Source organism: Streptomyces sp. NPDC051214 (assembly GCF_040682375.1).
Classification (GTDB): Bacteria; Actinomycetota; Actinomycetes; order Streptomycetales; family Streptomycetaceae; genus Streptomyces.
Genome location: NZ_JBFBAT010000007.1, coordinates 118332 through 132855 on the forward strand (window position 1 = coordinate 118332; position 14524 = coordinate 132855).

Genomic DNA, 14524 nt, shown 5'->3' on the forward strand with positions numbered 1-14524 from the left:
AACCATTCTTGTGAACTCGTGTTGACTCGGTTCACAAGCTCTGCTGAGATATCGGTAGCACTTCCGAGTTCCCGTGGGGGGATCTTCATGCGCGTCATGCGACGTACCACTCTTGCCGCTGTATGCCTGGCCACCGCCGCGACCGTCGGCCTCACGGCCTGTGGCACCGAGACAGGCGGCTCCAAGAAGAGCGAGGGGAAGGTGACGGAGGCCAAGAAGGAGACCGGCCCCTTCCCCGGCATGTCCGGGCCCGACATCGTCGACAAGGCGGTGAAGGCGACGACCGACGCCTCGTCCCTCAAGGTGAAGGGCAGTGTCCCCGACGAGACCGGCACCGTCGAGCTGGACATGGCCTTCGACACCAAGGGGCAGTGCGCGGGCACGATGGAGATGGGCGGGGAGGGTTCGCTCGACCTGATCACGACCGCGCGCACGGTCTACATGAAGTACGACGAGGAGTTCCTGCGCGCCCAGGGCAAGGGCCGGCCCGCGGCCGAGACCGAGGGCGCCGTGGACATGCTCGCGGGCCGGTGGGTGAAGTCCTCCGCGACCGACGGCGACGCGAAGGAGATCGCCTCGTTCTGCGACCTGGACGTGCTGCTCGCCGCGTTCAAGGACGTCAACTCCGCGGCCCGCAGGGGCAAGGCGACCACGGTCGACGGCACGCCCGCCCTCACGCTCACCGAGAGCGACGGCAAGGACCGGTACACCCTCTACGTCGCGACGGAGGGCAAGCCGTACCTCCTGAAGGTCGTGAACGAGACCGCCAAGACGCCGGAGAGCCTGGCGTTCGGCGAGTTCGACAAGCCGGTCGACGCGCAGCCGCCCGCCGGCGACGTCATGGACATCGACAAGCTGGCGGGCTGACCCTCCCGTCCGGCGCCGACCGGGGTGCGGCCGGGCTCACAGCACGTGCCGCACCCATACGTTCGGCTCCACGTACACCGCGTACCCGCGCTCCGGCTCGCAGAGCACCGGCACCAGCGCGCCCGGCACCTCCACGGGACCGGCGGTGTCGAACGGCAGCCCGGTCCACGCCCGCCACTGCGCGAGCGAACCGGACACCGTCATCGACGCGTGCGCCACCTTCTCGATGGTGCCGCCCGCCCGCACGTGCACCCGCAGCCACGGGTCGGCGGGCAGCCCGTCGTCCCGTTTGCGGACCGCGTACGCGTCGATCAGCGCGGCCGGTTCGAGGTGCTTGGCGTTCGGGCGGACCGGGGCGACGACCTCCGCGAAGCCACGCGCGCGTGCGTTCTCGCGCAGCGCGGCGAGCATCCGTCCGGAGACCCCCTTCCCGAGGAACTCCGGCGCCACGGTGATCTCGATCGCGCTCACCGTGTCCGGCTTCCTGCCGTGCCGCAGGTCCGAGAACGCCCAGAGCATGACCTGGTCCCAGCCGCCGTCCGGCAGTTCCCCGCGCCCGTCGGCGTGCAGCGCGAACGGCACGCTGAACGCCTTGGCCGCGACCGTGCCCCGCTCGTCGGTGGCCACCAGGACGTACTCGGGGAATTCCTTGACGATGCGCCCGATCATCGACCACGCGATGGGGTCGTTGCCGATGAACTCCGGCCAGGTGTCGTCCATCGCCCAGAGCGGCCCGGCGAGTTCGGGCCGCTCGGCCAGCGTCGTGATCTTCAGGTCCATGCCGCGGACGCTAGCGGGCACGGGCCCGCGTGTTAAGTCGTTTTCCGCCGTACGAAGCGGCTCAGCGCGCGTGGAACCGGCCGGGCGCGGCCGTCGGCCCCTCGCCCTCCGGCAGCTTTTCGCGCGGGCAGTCCGACAGGACCCGCTTCATCGCGTCCCGCTCGGCGCCCGTCACCCACACCTCGTACTTCTTCTTGACCGCCACCTGCCGTGCCACGTAGGTGCACCGGTAGCCCTTGTCCGGCGGCAGCCATGTGGCCGTGTCGCCGTCCCCCTTGCCGCGGTTGGGGCCCGCGTCGACGGCCAGGAGGTTGAGCGGGTCGTTGGCGAAGGCGATGCGCTTGCTCGGCTCCCATTTGCCCGCGCCCTTCTGCCAGGCGTCGGAGAGGGCGACGAGATGGTCGATGTCGACCTGGCTGCGGCCGCGCACGAACGTTACGTCTTTGCCGGTGTACGGATCGGGCGAGAGCTCACCGGAGGCCACTTCGCAGTCGCCGTCGCGGTACTTCACGTCCTTGAGGTCGCGCTTGAGTATGTCGTCGCGGGTCCCGCAGCCGTTGGAGTCCGTGTCGGCCCAGGGGCTGCCGAAGCGGTCACGGTCGTAACCCGTCCTGGGCGCGCGGCCCTTGACGGTGAGCGTGTCCACCGCGGCGAGCGCGGGGCCCGCCTCGGCGTCGGGGCCGGAGGAGCCGCCGGGCTGCTCCTCCAGGGTGCAGCCGGTGACGGTCGCGGTGACGGCGAGCGCGAGCAGCAGCGCGGCCCGAACTCCCTTGCCGTGAGCGCTCACCGGACGGTCACCTCCGCCCCGAGTGCGAGCGTGCCGGGCGTCACGACGTCCGCGTACACACCGATGCACATGCCGCGCGAGGCGGTGAGCGTCTTGAGGATGCGGTTGTCGGCCGGGAGGCCGCGCTGGGCCTGGGTGGTCATCACGCAGCGCTCGATGCGCTCCACGACGCGCAGGCGGAGGCCGCCGTCGAAGGCGATCTCCCGGCCCACCCAGTCCTCCTCGACCCACGGCTCGTCGGCGCCGACCACGATGTTCTTGCGCAGCCTGCGTACGTCGACGGGGTCGGAGTCACCGAGCAGTTCGCCGAGCGCGCGCAGCGAGGCGGTGCCGACGAGGGAGACGGCGCCCGCGTCCTGATGGCTCACCTCGTCCTCGCGGGCCAACTCGACGCCCGCGCCGAAGAGTTCGCCGAACCGCGGATCGCCGGGCCGCAGAGTCTCGCCGTCCGGAGTGGTGACGACGGGGTCGCCGCCGCCCTCGTCCCCCTCGTAGACGGCGGTGTACTCCAGCATCCCGGGCGTCCGCCGGAACCGGCGGCTGTTCTTGCCGCTCCCCAGCTTCCCGTCCTCGTGCCGCAGGGCCCACAGCCGGTCACCGGCCACGCCCCGCTCGTCGAGGACGAGCCGCTCGCGCTCCTCCCCCAGCATCGACTTCACCGGAAATTGGATGAGTCCCACAACGGCCCCATGCCCCACGGCACTTCCCCTCCCCTGATCCACGCGTTCGCGTCTCTCACCGCCACCGTACCGAGTGACTGGTTTAGACCATAACGCCCCCGCCGCATTACCTCCGGCGTAATCGACCTCCGCGCCGGCCCGCGGAAGTATCGGCCGTACCAGCAGGGAAGCCGACCGAGGAGCAGCAGATGACCGTCACGCCCGCCACCGAGGACGCCACCCGCGCCGCCGTCCAGACCTTCCTCCAGTGCAGGATGACCGGCGACGCCGAGGGGCTCGCCGCGCTCTTCGGCGACGAGGTCGACTGGATGCTCGCCGAGAACCCGGGCGTGCCGTGGATCCGGCCGCGGTCCACCGCCGCCGAGTGTGCCGCCCAGGCCGCCGAACTCGCCGCGCACACGGTGCCGGAGAAGGCCGGGGCCACGGTCGACACGCTGCTCGTCGACGGCACCGATGCCGTGATCTTCGGCCGGCTGTGGGGCACCGTGCGCGCCACCGGCAAGGCTTTCGAGGGCCCCTTCGCCCTGCGCCTGACGGTTGAGGACGGCCGGGTCACCCGGCACCACCTCTACGAGAACAGCCGCTCGATCGCCGACGCATGCGCCCCCTGAGCGAGCCCCCCTTGAGCGGCCACGCGTCCCCGTACGGCCGAAATCGGTTCACATGACTTGGTCAAACGAACAAGTGCCGTCTACCGTCACAACAGGGAGCCAATAGACCCCCACCAGGACATGGGCAGCCAGAGCTGCGGAAACAGGTGGTCATCGTGCAGAACCCCCAGAGCACACAGAGCGCCCGGAACTCCCGTACCTCCCGTACCTCTCGGACACATCCGAACCCCATCGTCACGGTGCGCCCCGCCGTGCCCGCCGATCTCGACTTCCTCGTCCAGGTCATGGAGACCGCCGCCACCTCCCACCTGGACCGCTGCTGCTGGGAGCCGCTCCTCGGCGAGCGGACCGACGTCACCCGGCGGATCCTGCGCACGCTCGCGCTCTCGCCCCGCACCCACTGGTGTCATCTGTCCCGCTTCTGGGTGGCGGAGGCCGCGCCCGTGACGGAGGGCGACACGGGCCCCCGCCCGGTGGGCGCCCTCACCGCCTACGATCCCGCGACCGAAGGGCACACCGCGATCGGCGAGCAGTGCGCCGCCCTCGCCGCGACCGCCGACTGGCCCGGCACGGCCGCCTTCGAGGACGTGTACGAGCGGCAGCGGATCTTCCTGTCCTGTCTGCCCGCGGACTACGCCGACGCCTGGGGCATCGAGAACGTCGCCGTCATCCCGGAGTTCCGGGGCACCGGCGTGGTGCAGGCCCTGCTCGACCACGCCCTGGCCCTGGGGCGCGAGCGGGGCTACGCGTGCGCGCAGGTCCTCTGCCTCAACGGCAACACGCGGGCCCAGCACACCTGGGAGCGCGCCGGGTTCGAGGTGCGGGCCGACTACCGGGGGCGGGAGTTCGAGGCGCTGATGGGCGCGCCCGGACTCAAGCTGCTCGTGCGGGAGTACGCGTAGTCCCGCACCATGCCCCCGTCGACCCCGCCTACTTGGCGCGCGTGAGGTTCAGCGTCGCCTCCAGGAGGCGCTCCAGGTCGGCCGCGGAGTCCGCGTCCGCCGCCGAATCCCCCTGGCCGTCCCCCATCACCAGGTGCCGCAGCGAGAGGCCGTCGAAGCCCTGGAGGAAGAAGCGGGCGACGACGAGGGGTTCGGCCGCGTGGGCTCCGTCCGTCAGGGCCAGCACGCCCGCGATGAGCTCCGCCGCGGTCTCCTCCAGGTCGCGCTGGTGGCGGCGGAGCAGCTCGTGCAGATCGGGGTTGCGCACGGCGTACGTGGTGAGCTCGATGAACAGCCGGAAGCGGCCGGGCTGTTCGCGCAGCGCCTGCCACAGCGCCTCGGCCATCCGCCGCATGGCCTGCTCGAAGTCGGCGGGCCCCTCCGTCTCCTCGGGGGCGGCGCCGCGCACCAGCTCCACGAGCTCGACGGTCATCTGCTCGATGACGGCGCGGTAGAGGTCCCGCTTGGTGCCGAAGGTGTAGTGCACCGTCGCCTGCGCCACGCCCAGCTCGGCGGCGATGGCGCGGGTGGATCCGGCGTCGACTCCCTCGCGGGCCATCAGCTCGATGGCGGCCTGGACGAGTTGCGGACGCCGCTCGGCGGCGGGGATGTGTGCCATGGCCCCAGAGTATCGGTGGACGTGACTCAATCAGTCGACCCTGACGTACGACTTCGTCACTCGACTTTGTCAGGTGACCAAGTTGCGCGTATGGTGGTCGGCGTAGGCAGGCGAAGGGCTGCTCTCCGGCCCCGCGCCCCGTACGCATCCCGCGATGGAGGCACCTCCCATGGCCCTGCTCCTCTACCGACTGGCCGGGCTCTGCTATCGGCGCCGACATGCCGTGGTGGCCGTCTGGCTCGTCCTGCTGCTCGCGGTCGGCGGCCTCGCGGCGGCGTTCTCCGGCAAGACCACCGACGAGTTCCGGGTCCCCGGCACCGAGGCGCAGACCACCGTCGACCGCATCTCGGACCGCCTTCCCGAGTACGCCAACGCCTCCGCCCAGGTCGTCTTCGCCGCCCCCGAGGGCGAGTCGCTCACCACGCCCGAGCGGCGCGCGGCGGTCTCGGCCGCGGCGGCGGCCATCGGCAAGGCGGACGGCGTCGCCCAGGTCATCGAGCCGTTCTCCGCGCAGGCGGTGTCCGAGGACGGGCGGATCGCCCTCACCCAGGTGGTGTTCGACACCCGTCTGCACGACCTCGGCGACGGACCGCGCGACGCGGTGCGCGAGGCCACCGAGAGCGCCGAGAAGGCCGGTGTCCAGGTCGAGTTCGGGGGTGACGCCTATACGCCGACGGTGACCGTGGAGGGCGGCGAGGCCATCGGCGTCGGTGTCGCGGTGCTCGTCCTGCTCATCACCTTCGGCTCGATGCTCGCCGCCGGGCTCCCGCTGCTCAGCGCGCTGGTCGGCGTGGGCCTCGGCATGGCGGGGCTGCTCGCGCTGACCGGCTCGTACGACATCATCTCCACCGCGCCGGTCCTCGCCCTGATGATCGGCATGGCGGTCGGCATCGACTACGCCCTCTTCATCGTCTCCCGCCACCGGCAGAACCTCGCCGAGGGGATGGAGCCCCGGGAAGCGGCGTCCCGGGCGGGCGGTACGGCGGGCAGTGCCGTGGTCTTCGCCGGGGCGACCGTGGTGGTGGCGCTGGCCGGGCTCGCGGTGGCCGGGGTGCCGTTCCTGACCGTGATGGGCCTGTCGGCGGCCGGGGCCGTGATCATCGCAATGCTGGTCGCCGTCACGCTGCTGCCCGCCCTCTTCGGGTACGCGGGCCGCTCGGTCGACCGGCTGCGTCTGCCGGGGCTCGGCGGCGGCAAGAAGAAGCCGGGCGAGGGACAGGAGAGGCCGGGCGAGGGGCGGACGAGGCCGGGCGGCGGGAAGCCCTCGGCGGGCGAGCGCTGGGTGCGCGGGGTCGCGCGGCGGCCCGTCCTCGTGCTCATCGCCTGCCTGGTGGGCATCGGCGCGGTGGCCATCCCCGCGAAGGACCTGCGTCTCGGGCTCCCCGGCAACGGCTCGTATCCCGAGAGCACCTCGGCACGTCAGGCGTACGACCTGGTCAGCGAGGGGTTCGGGCAGGGGTTCAACGGGCCGCTCATCGCGGTCGCGGAGGCCGAGGGGGCCGCCCCGCTCTCCGAGGGCGGCGTCAAGCAACTCGCGCAGAAGCTCGGCCAGTTGCCCGGTGTGGCGACGCCGCTTCCGCCCTCCGTCGACAAGACGGGGCAGCTCGCCGCGATCCCCGTGATCCCCAAGGGCGGCCCTGACTCGCGGGCCACCGAGGATCTGGTCGCGGACATCAGGGACGAGGGTGAGCGCGCGGCGGCGGACGCCGGGATGAAGCTCACGGTCACCGGCACCACCGCGGCCAACATCGACGTGTCGAAGAAGCTGAGCGATGCGCTGCCGCCGTTCCTCGCGGTCATCGTCGGCATCTCGCTCATCCTGCTCGCCCTTGCGTTCCGCTCGCTGCTCGTCCCGCTCAAGGCCGTCGTCGGCTTCCTGCTGAGCATCGCGGGGTCGGCCGGCGCCGTGGTGGCGGTCTATCAGTGGGGCTGGCTCTCGGACTTCATCGCGGTGCCGAAGGTCGGGCCTGTGGTGAGCTTCCTGCCGATCCTGCTGATCGGGGTGCTCTTCGGTCTCGCCATGGACTACGAGTTGTTCCTCGTGTCCCGCATGAAGGAGGAGAGCGCGCGCGGGGCCGCACCGAAGGACGCGGTGATCGCCGGGTTCCGGGACGGTTCGCGAGTCGTGGTGGCCGCCGCGCTGATCATGATCTCGGTCTTCGCCGGGTTCGTCATCGGCCACGACCCGATCGTGCAGCCGATCGGATTCGCGCTCGCCGTCGGCGTGTTCGTCGACGCCTTCGTGGTGCGGATGGCCCTGGTGCCCGCCGTCATGATCCTGCTCGGCAAGGCCGCCTGGTGGTTCCCGCGCTTCCTGGAGCGGACCGTGCCGCACGTGGACATGGAGGGCGAGCGGCTCTCCGCGCGACTGGCGGGCGACGCGCAGGCCGGGGCGAAGCAGGACACGGACGCCGCGGCCGCCGAGGGAGCCGGCGCCGGCGACCTGGTCGACAGCCACGCGGGCGGCATCGACCGCTCCCCCGCAGACCGGCGTGGGGCCGGCAAGTGACCCGTCCCCACGCGCCGCGTCCGGTTCCGGGCAACTCCATTCCCCCGTCGCCCCGGAACCGGTCGGGCTTGGGCCGGCTACGCGCCCGCGTCGCCGGCCCAAGCCGTCAGGCCGTGCGCGGCCAGCGCCTCGGGCACCCCCGCGAGGCCCGCCGCCTCCTCGATGTGCCGGACGCCTGCGGGCACTTCGCCCTCGTACACCCGTGCCGCGACCTCCGCCGCGGTGAGCCCGGTGAAGCGGGACTGCGACGTGGCGGTCAGGGCCCGCGTCGTCCGGCGCCCGCCCCGGTGCGCGTCGACCCGCACCGCGAACCGGTCGCCGCCCAGGTGGACGCGGGTCAGCGAGGCGGTGAGCAGCCCGTCCAGGCGGGCCCGGCGCGCGGCACGGAAGACGCCCGCCCTGCGCAGCCCGAACAGCAGGCCGGTGAGCGCGCCGGAGTCGAGGCCGAGCCGGGTGGTGACGTCCGGGACGCCGAGGGTGCGGCGCAGGGTGTGCTGGTCGGAGAAGGGGAACGGATGGTGGGTGCGCTCCCGGCCCGGCGGCCAGGTCGCGACGCGCAGCGGACGCGCCCGGCCCGCGTTCCCGTCCATGAGCTGGGCGACGGTCCAGCGCACCGCGTCCTTGCCGTGGGCCTCGCCCGCCCCGAGCACGACGGAGATGTCGAGGCGTTCGGCGCCGCCGACGGCCTCGGCCGCCCGGTGGGCCAGCAGATTGGTCAGGCCGGGGGCGACGCCGACGCTGAGCACGGCGGTCGCGTCGTGCTCGCGGGCGAGGGCGTCGTGCCGCTCGACCTCGGTGATCAGCGCGTGCGTCGCGGTGACGTCGACCAGACCGATGCCCCGCTCGAAGAGAAGCCGCGCGGGATGCGCGGCCGGGGTGCGGGGCTCCACGGAGAGCACCACGAGGGAGACCCCCTCCAGCGCCTGTTCCACTGAGGCCGGGTCGGCGAGGTCGACGCGCGCGGGGAGCAGGGTGCCGCCGCTGCCGGTGGCGAGTTCCACGGCGCGGGCCCGGTCGCGGCCGGCGACGATCACCCGGCCCGGCAGCCGCCCCGCGAGGTCGAGTGCGGTGACGCGGCCGACGGCGCCATATCCGCCGAGCACCAGGATATTCCCGTCCCGCTTCTTCATTTTCGTTAAATTCTGCATGACCCAATGAAATCAATTGGACCGGTGCCGAAGCAAGCGAAGACATCAATTCCGGGTTACCGGACACCGAACAGATTTCAACTTCCACACTTCTACGGGTATTACGTGACCCGCATCACGCGACGCGTCCATTGATCTGCTTGACCCGAAGAACTTCGCTGCTGAATGATGACACTTGAACCAGAAAACCGGGCAACGACGCCCGGTCACGTTCGACAACGGGGGCCCCACATGTGTCACTTCATCGACGAGTCGTAGGCCAACGACCGACCACGTCGGACCGCGACTTCTCCCATTTCCTCAAGGCGTCTGCACAAGTGCAGGTCAAGCGTGCCTCAGGCGTGCGCTGACCTCGTTTGCGACGCCTTGATCAAAGGCTGCCCGTTCCGGGCTGCACGCCTTCCTCACGATACCCTCGCACGAGGTCTTCACGTGTGCGACCGAAGGCCTTTGCGATGCCCTTTTCCGTTTACCCGCATGGGAGCAGCAAAGGTGTCATCGAGCTCATCGAAAGAATCAGCACACCAATTAAGCAACCGCTTTTTCGTCCTCTCCATCAGTAAAAGAGCGGACTTCCACGAGCGGATCGCCACCGGCTTGCACGACCTTATGGAAGAGTCCGCGGACCCCTCCATAAGCACCCCTGTATACCGCGAGACCTTGGCCAGATCCCGACGTTTCCTCGACCGTGCGGCACCCGGTCTCGACATACGGATCCTCACCGCGGACAGCACATCGGCCGCCGCCCGCGCTGTCCGGGAATCGCCCCTCGATGCCGCGCTCTCGCTGGTCCTGATCGACGCCGACGGGGCGGGCCTGAGCGCCGACCCCTTCGACCACTCGCTCCCCGAGGCCCTCGCCGAACTGGCCGACGCCCTGCCCGAGCCGCTGCGCGCCACGCTCTCCGCGCACAGCACCTACGTCTACGGGGTCGGCGCGTCGCCCGAGAGCCTCGCCGCCGCGCAGGTCGCCCGCCCCTACGTGCTGCGCGCACTGCCCGCCGACGCGTGGGTCCTCGCGGCCGACGTCATCTGCGCGTTCACCGACCACGTGCAGCTGCGGCACACCGGTTCCGCCCTACGCGCGGCCACCAAGAAGGGCCCCTCCGCCCTCGCCGCCGCCCTGCACGACTTCCTCGGCCGGCAGCCCGGCGCCGAGAGCGACGGGCCCTGGGGCCTGCACTACTACACGGGCTCCGTGGTCTCCGGCACCATCTCCGACCTGGACCGCCTGGCCACCGCCACCGGCAACCCGGTTCTGCGCGGGCCGAGCGAACACAGCCTGGCTAGCGGGGCGTTGGCGCGCTGGCAGCTGGACCGGGCGCCGTTCGTGATCGTCGTGACCAGCGGCATGGTCGACGAGTTCCGCGGCACCCTGGCCAATCTGCGCGACGCCCGCGCCCGGGGCTTCGTCCTCTGCGCCGACACCCCGCCCGACGCCTGGTTCCCCTTCCAGGGGACGGTCCACGCGGCGGAGGACTCCCGCGCCGTACTGGCCGCCAAGGGCATCCCGTACGTCTATCTCGACGACCCGGAACGCATCGCGGACGACCTCGCCGAGGCGTACGCCGCCTACCACGCGCACCGCGGCCCGGTCTTCCTGCTCGCCACGCCCGCCGTGCTCGACGCGACGGGCACCGCCGCCGAACTGAACCGGCCGGAAGCCGTCGAGCCGCCCGCGACCGCCGCCCTCCAGGTCGAGGAGAGCGACCTCGAACCGGTGCTGCGCATCGTCAACTCCGAGCCGAGCAGGCTTCTTTGGCAGTGCGGTGCGCTGGACGCCGAGGAGTCATGGCTGGTCCACGACATCGCCTCGCGGGCGGGCGTCGGCCTCGCCGACTCCCTCACCCGGCCCGGCAGCGTGGGCCGCCACCGCGGCGGAGCCGTGGTCGAGGAGTATCTGGGCACCCTCGGTTTGTACGCCTTCTCCTCGCGCGTCCACGCCTATCTGCACGAGGACGGCAGACTGCGCCCACGCGGCGAACAGGCCCTGTTCTTCCTCAAGAGCCGCCTGGGCGAGGCCGCCACACCCTTCTCGCCCCGCACGCTCGGCCGCCAGCTGCGCATCGTCCAGGTCACCGACGAGAAGGCACACCTCGCGCCGTACGCCGACCATCCCGTGCACGCCGACGCCCGCGCCTTCCTCAAGGCCGTACGCGAGGGGCTCGACGTCAGGCCGGGCGTCCTCGACGTACGCAAGGAGGCCATCGCCCGCACCCGCGACAGCGCGTCCGACGTGATCCACGGGCTGCCCGTGCTCCCGATGAGCGCCAACTACTTCTTCCAGCACCTTCGCACCGTGCTGGAAGACCTGATCACCCGGCACGGCTACACCTACACGGGCGTCTTCGACGTGGGGCGCGGCGGCATCTCCGCCGTCCGCAACCTGCCGCGCACCGGCCCCGGCTTCTCCGGCTGGTACGGCAGGGCGCTGATGGGCGACGCGCTGCAGGCCGTGCCCACCGTCGCCCTGACCCGCGACGACAACGTCCTCGCGTTCATCGGTGACGGCGCCGCGTCGCTCGTACCGGACATCACGCCGACGCTCGTGCAGCAGTCCGCGCTCTACGGAAGGCGGTTGCGGCAGAACGTCACCGTCTTCCGCCTCGTCGACGGCGGCCACTCCGTCATCCGCACCTACCACGAGGGCCGCACCGGCGCCGAGTCAAGCCGCCAGACACAGGTGCTCTCCCTCCTGGAACCCGAGTGGACCCGCCGTTACGGCGACCTCACCGTCCGCCACCGGCACATCACGGACGCGGCCCGTACGGACCTGCGCGGCCTGCTCCAGCAGCGTGCCGCCGTCACCTTCGCCTCGGTGCTGCTCTCCCACAACAACGAGGGCGACGGCCTGAGCCTGCTCTCCTCGCTCGGCTGGCAGCGCGACGAGCTGCCCGAGCTGACCTTCGCCATGGCGCGCGCGGCCCGCTGACCGCCCGCGTCCGCCCCCGCCCGCCCACGCACAGACGTCTCCAGACCACCACGAATCGGAGTCATCTCCCCATGCCGGCCACCTTCGGCTTCCTCGCGCACCCCATCAGTTCCGGCCACCGCAACCAGGTCCGCGCCCTCGACCTGCTCGGCCGCCTCTTCGACGACCACCGCGGCACACCCGAGCCGCCCGGCACCCGCCGCCACCACGTGCCCGTGCCGCTCCTCACCTCCGTGACCTCCGCCACCGGCGCCACCGCGACCGGCGAGGTCCGCCATCTCCCGTACACCGCCCAGCAGTTGCTGGCCCGGCCGACCACCGCACGTGACCTCGTCGTCGCCGAGGTCAGCGCGCTGCGCGAGGAGGCAGGCGCGCAGCTCGTCGGCCTCGGCGGTGCCACCTCCATCGTCGGCGACCGCGGCCTGTGGACCGCCGAACAGGTCGGCGTCCCCGTCACCAGCGGCAACTCCCTGACCGTGTACGCCGCCCACGCCGAAATCGGCCACGTCGTACGCCTGTTGGGGCTCACCCCCGAGAGCACGCGGGTCGCCGTCGTCGGCTACCCCGGCTCCATCGGCCTGGCCATCGCGAAGCTGCTGCTCGGCGACGGCCACCCGCTCGACCTGGTGGCCCGCATCGGCACCCAGTCGCCCGAGCGGCTCCTGCGCCATCTCGACCCGGTCCACCACGACCGGGTGCGGATCGTCGGGGACGTCGCGCAGTGCACCGCCGAGACCCTCCTCTACGTCACCGCCTCCTCGGTCGGCGGCCTGGTGGACCCCGCCGCGCTGCGGCCGGGATCGATCGTGGTCGACGTGGCGCTGCCCCGCGACGTGGCCGAGCCGCCCGCCCCGGGCAGTGACGTCCTGGTCATCGACGGCGGCCTGGTCAGCGCGTCGGACGAGGTGACGGTCGGCGACGGTTCGCTGCCCGCGCCCGCGCAGCAGCTCAACGGCTGCCTCGCGGAGACCATCGTGCTCGCCCTCGAAGGCCGCGCCGAGTCCTTCTCGCTGGGCCGCGAGCTGGACCTGGAGCGGGTGCGCACCATCGGCGCCCTCGCCGCCCGGCACGGCTTCCGGCCGACACCACTCGCCTCCTTCGGGCGCACCGTCCACGACGACGCCGTGCAGCGCCTGGCCCGCCACCACCGCCCCGCCCGGTCCGCGTCCCCCGCGCCCGCGCCCGACACGGCCGCCGAGACCCCGCGCCGCTTCGAGCAGCACGTCAACCCGCCCATGGCCCGCCTCTTCGCCGCCCACGGACTCGACCGGGTCTTCACCGGCGGCAACGGCGCCACCCTGACGACCGCCGACGGCACCGACTACCTCGACTTCATCGCCGGGTACGGCTGCCTCAACCTCGGCCACAACCACCCCGAAGTCACGGGAAGGCTGCGGCAGTTCCTCGACGCGTCCGCCCCGACCTTCGTGCAGTACGTGTCCATGCCCACGCACTCCGCCGAGCTCGCCGAGCGGCTCAGCGCCGTGTCCCCCGGGCGCCTGGAGCGGGTCTTCTTCAGCAACTCCGGTACGGAGGCCGTCGAGGCGGCGCTCAAGCTGGCGCGGGCCGGCACCGGCCGCAGCCGCCTCGTCTACACGGAGAACAGCTACCACGGCAAGACGCTCGGCGCGCTCTCCGTCACCGGGCGCGCGGGCCACCGCGCCCCCTTCGGCCCGCTGCTCCCCGAGACCGCCGAGGTGCCCTACGGAGACCTCGAAGCCCTGGAGCGGGCCATCGAGGGCGCGGCCGGCTTCATCGTCGAGCCGGTGCAGGGCGAGGGCGGCGTCGTACTGCCGCCGCCCGGATATCTGCGCGCCGCGCGGGAGTTGTGCCGCAAGGCGGGGGCGGCCTTCATCCTCGACGAGATCCAGACGGGCCTCGGGCGCACCGGGGCCCTGTTCGCCGCCGACCACGACGACCTCGAACCGGACATCCTCTGCCTGGCCAAGTCCCTCTCCGGCGGCCTCGTCCCGATCGGCGCGACCCTGTGCGACGCCGATCTGTGGGACGCGGCGTACGGCACCACCAACCGCTCCATGCTGCACTCCTCGACGTTCGGCGGCGGCAACTTCGCCGCAGCGGCCGGACTCGCCACCCTCGACGTCCTGACTGGCGACGACCTGCCCGCCCACGCCCGCAAGGTCGGCGAGCACCTGCGCGGCAGGCTGCGCGAGGTGACCGCACCGTACGGCTTCGTCAAGGACGTGCGCGGCGTCGGCATGATGACCGCCATCGAGTTCGACGGGGACTTCTCCGGCGCGGTGCGGGCGCTCACCGACGAGGCGCTCACCCGCTTCCCGGGCGATCTGCACACCCTCGTGGACTGGCTGCCCGACGAGCTGCGCGGCGCGCTCTCCGGCGTCGGCCGTGCCATGGAGTCGACGCTCGGCGACCTGATGTGCCTGCGGTTCGTCGGCACGCTGGCCCGCGACCACAGGATGCTGACCTTCGTCACCGCCAACCGCACCGGCGTCATGCGCATCCAGCCGCCGCTCGTCCTGGACACGGCGCAGGCCGACCGCTTCGTCGACGCGTTCGCCGAGGTGTGCCAGGGCCTCGCGCTCCACGCCGACCTGGGCGCCTACCGGCGGCCGGCCGCCTGAACTCCGCCCCGTACACACCCTCCTGCACCTTCTCGCACCTTCTTGCAC

The 14524-nt window shown here is 72.0% G+C and carries 11 protein-coding genes; 6 read left to right on the forward strand and 5 right to left on the reverse strand.

The genetic code is table 11. The features are described 5' to 3' along the window. Positions 1 to 96: 96 nt before the first annotated feature. Positions 97 to 867: a hypothetical protein gene (locus AB0M70_RS19690; protein ID WP_365821239.1), complete on the forward strand. Its 771-nt coding sequence runs from the start codon at positions 97 to 99 to the stop codon at positions 865 to 867. A 36-nt stretch (positions 868 to 903) separates the two neighbouring features. Here the strand turns inward: AB0M70_RS19690 and AB0M70_RS19695 are convergent, their stop codons facing one another. From AB0M70_RS19695 to AB0M70_RS19705, 3 genes are all read right to left on the reverse strand, one after another. Further along, the gene (locus AB0M70_RS19695) at positions 904 to 1647 is read right to left on the reverse strand and encodes an N-acetyltransferase (RefSeq protein WP_365821240.1); all 744 of its coding nucleotides are present in this window, start codon (positions 1645 to 1647) and stop codon (positions 904 to 906) included. A gap of 61 nt (positions 1648 to 1708) precedes the next feature. Beyond that, on the reverse strand, positions 1709 to 2356 hold the full coding sequence (locus AB0M70_RS19700; protein WP_365821549.1) for an HNH endonuclease family protein: 648 nt from the start codon (positions 2354 to 2356) through the stop codon (positions 1709 to 1711). A gap of 74 nt (positions 2357 to 2430) precedes the next feature. Then, the gene (locus tag AB0M70_RS19705; RefSeq protein ID WP_365821241.1) at positions 2431 to 3114 is read right to left on the reverse strand and encodes an MOSC domain-containing protein; all 684 of its coding nucleotides are present in this window, start codon (positions 3112 to 3114) and stop codon (positions 2431 to 2433) included. A gap of 188 nt (positions 3115 to 3302) precedes the next feature. Here AB0M70_RS19705 and AB0M70_RS19710 point away from each other — a divergent pair, with 188 nt between their 5' ends. Beyond that, positions 3303 to 3725 carry a nuclear transport factor 2 family protein gene (locus AB0M70_RS19710; protein ID WP_365821242.1) on the forward strand — a complete coding sequence of 141 codons (423 nt, stop codon included), beginning with the start codon at positions 3303 to 3305 and terminating at the stop codon, positions 3723 to 3725. Between the two features lie 251 nt (positions 3726 to 3976). After that, entirely contained in the window at positions 3977 to 4627 is a 651-nt protein-coding gene (locus AB0M70_RS19715) for a GNAT family N-acetyltransferase (protein ID WP_365821243.1), read from the forward strand. Between the two features lie 28 nt (positions 4628 to 4655). Here AB0M70_RS19715 and AB0M70_RS19720 read toward each other — a convergent pair whose 3' ends face one another. Continuing rightward, positions 4656 to 5285, reverse strand: coding sequence for a TetR/AcrR family transcriptional regulator (locus tag AB0M70_RS19720; protein WP_365821244.1), 630 nt, complete (start codon positions 5283 to 5285; stop codon positions 4656 to 4658). Positions 5286 to 5439: 154 nt separating this feature from the next. Between AB0M70_RS19720 and AB0M70_RS19725 the strand changes: the two genes are divergently transcribed. Further along, positions 5440 to 7794: an MMPL family transporter gene (locus AB0M70_RS19725; protein ID WP_365821245.1), complete on the forward strand. Its 2355-nt coding sequence runs from the start codon at positions 5440 to 5442 to the stop codon at positions 7792 to 7794. A 77-nt stretch (positions 7795 to 7871) separates the two neighbouring features. On the opposite strand, the gene AB0M70_RS19730 is transcribed toward AB0M70_RS19725, so the two are convergent. Further along, positions 7872 to 8942: a saccharopine dehydrogenase NADP-binding domain-containing protein gene (locus AB0M70_RS19730; RefSeq protein WP_365821246.1), complete on the reverse strand. Its 1071-nt coding sequence runs from the start codon at positions 8940 to 8942 to the stop codon at positions 7872 to 7874. Between the two features lie 660 nt (positions 8943 to 9602). On the opposite strand from AB0M70_RS19730, the gene AB0M70_RS19735 reads away from it, so the two are divergent. Together AB0M70_RS19735 and AB0M70_RS19740 are read left to right on the forward strand one after the other, a co-directional pair. Then, positions 9603 to 11873: a hypothetical protein gene (locus tag AB0M70_RS19735; RefSeq protein ID WP_365821247.1), complete on the forward strand. Its 2271-nt coding sequence runs from the start codon at positions 9603 to 9605 to the stop codon at positions 11871 to 11873. 71 nt (positions 11874 to 11944) lie between these two features. Beyond that, positions 11945 to 14476, forward strand: coding sequence for an aminotransferase class III-fold pyridoxal phosphate-dependent enzyme (locus tag AB0M70_RS19740; RefSeq protein WP_365821248.1), 2532 nt, complete (start codon positions 11945 to 11947; stop codon positions 14474 to 14476). The last annotated feature ends 48 nt before the right edge of the window (positions 14477 to 14524 follow it).

What these genes read in the sequence shown, in the direction of transcription:
- AB0M70_RS19690 (WP_365821239.1), top strand. Translation starts at nt 97, where the DNA reads ATGCGACGTACCACTCTTGCCGCTGTATGCCTGGCCACCGCCGCGACC.
- AB0M70_RS19695 (WP_365821240.1), bottom strand. Translation starts at nt 1,647, where the DNA reads ATGGACCTGAAGATCACGACGCTGGCCGAGCGGCCCGAACTCGCCGGG.
- AB0M70_RS19710 (WP_365821242.1), top strand. Translation starts at nt 3,303, where the DNA reads ATGACCGTCACGCCCGCCACCGAGGACGCCACCCGCGCCGCCGTCCAG.
- AB0M70_RS19720 (WP_365821244.1), bottom strand. Translation starts at nt 5,285, where the DNA reads ATGGCACACATCCCCGCCGCCGAGCGGCGTCCGCAACTCGTCCAGGCC.
- AB0M70_RS19725 (WP_365821245.1), top strand. Translation starts at nt 5,440, where the DNA reads ATGGAGGCACCTCCCATGGCCCTGCTCCTCTACCGACTGGCCGGGCTC.
- AB0M70_RS19730 (WP_365821246.1), bottom strand. Translation starts at nt 8,942, where the DNA reads ATGCAGAATTTAACGAAAATGAAGAAGCGGGACGGGAATATCCTGGTG.
- AB0M70_RS19740 (WP_365821248.1), top strand. Translation starts at nt 11,945, where the DNA reads ATGCCGGCCACCTTCGGCTTCCTCGCGCACCCCATCAGTTCCGGCCAC.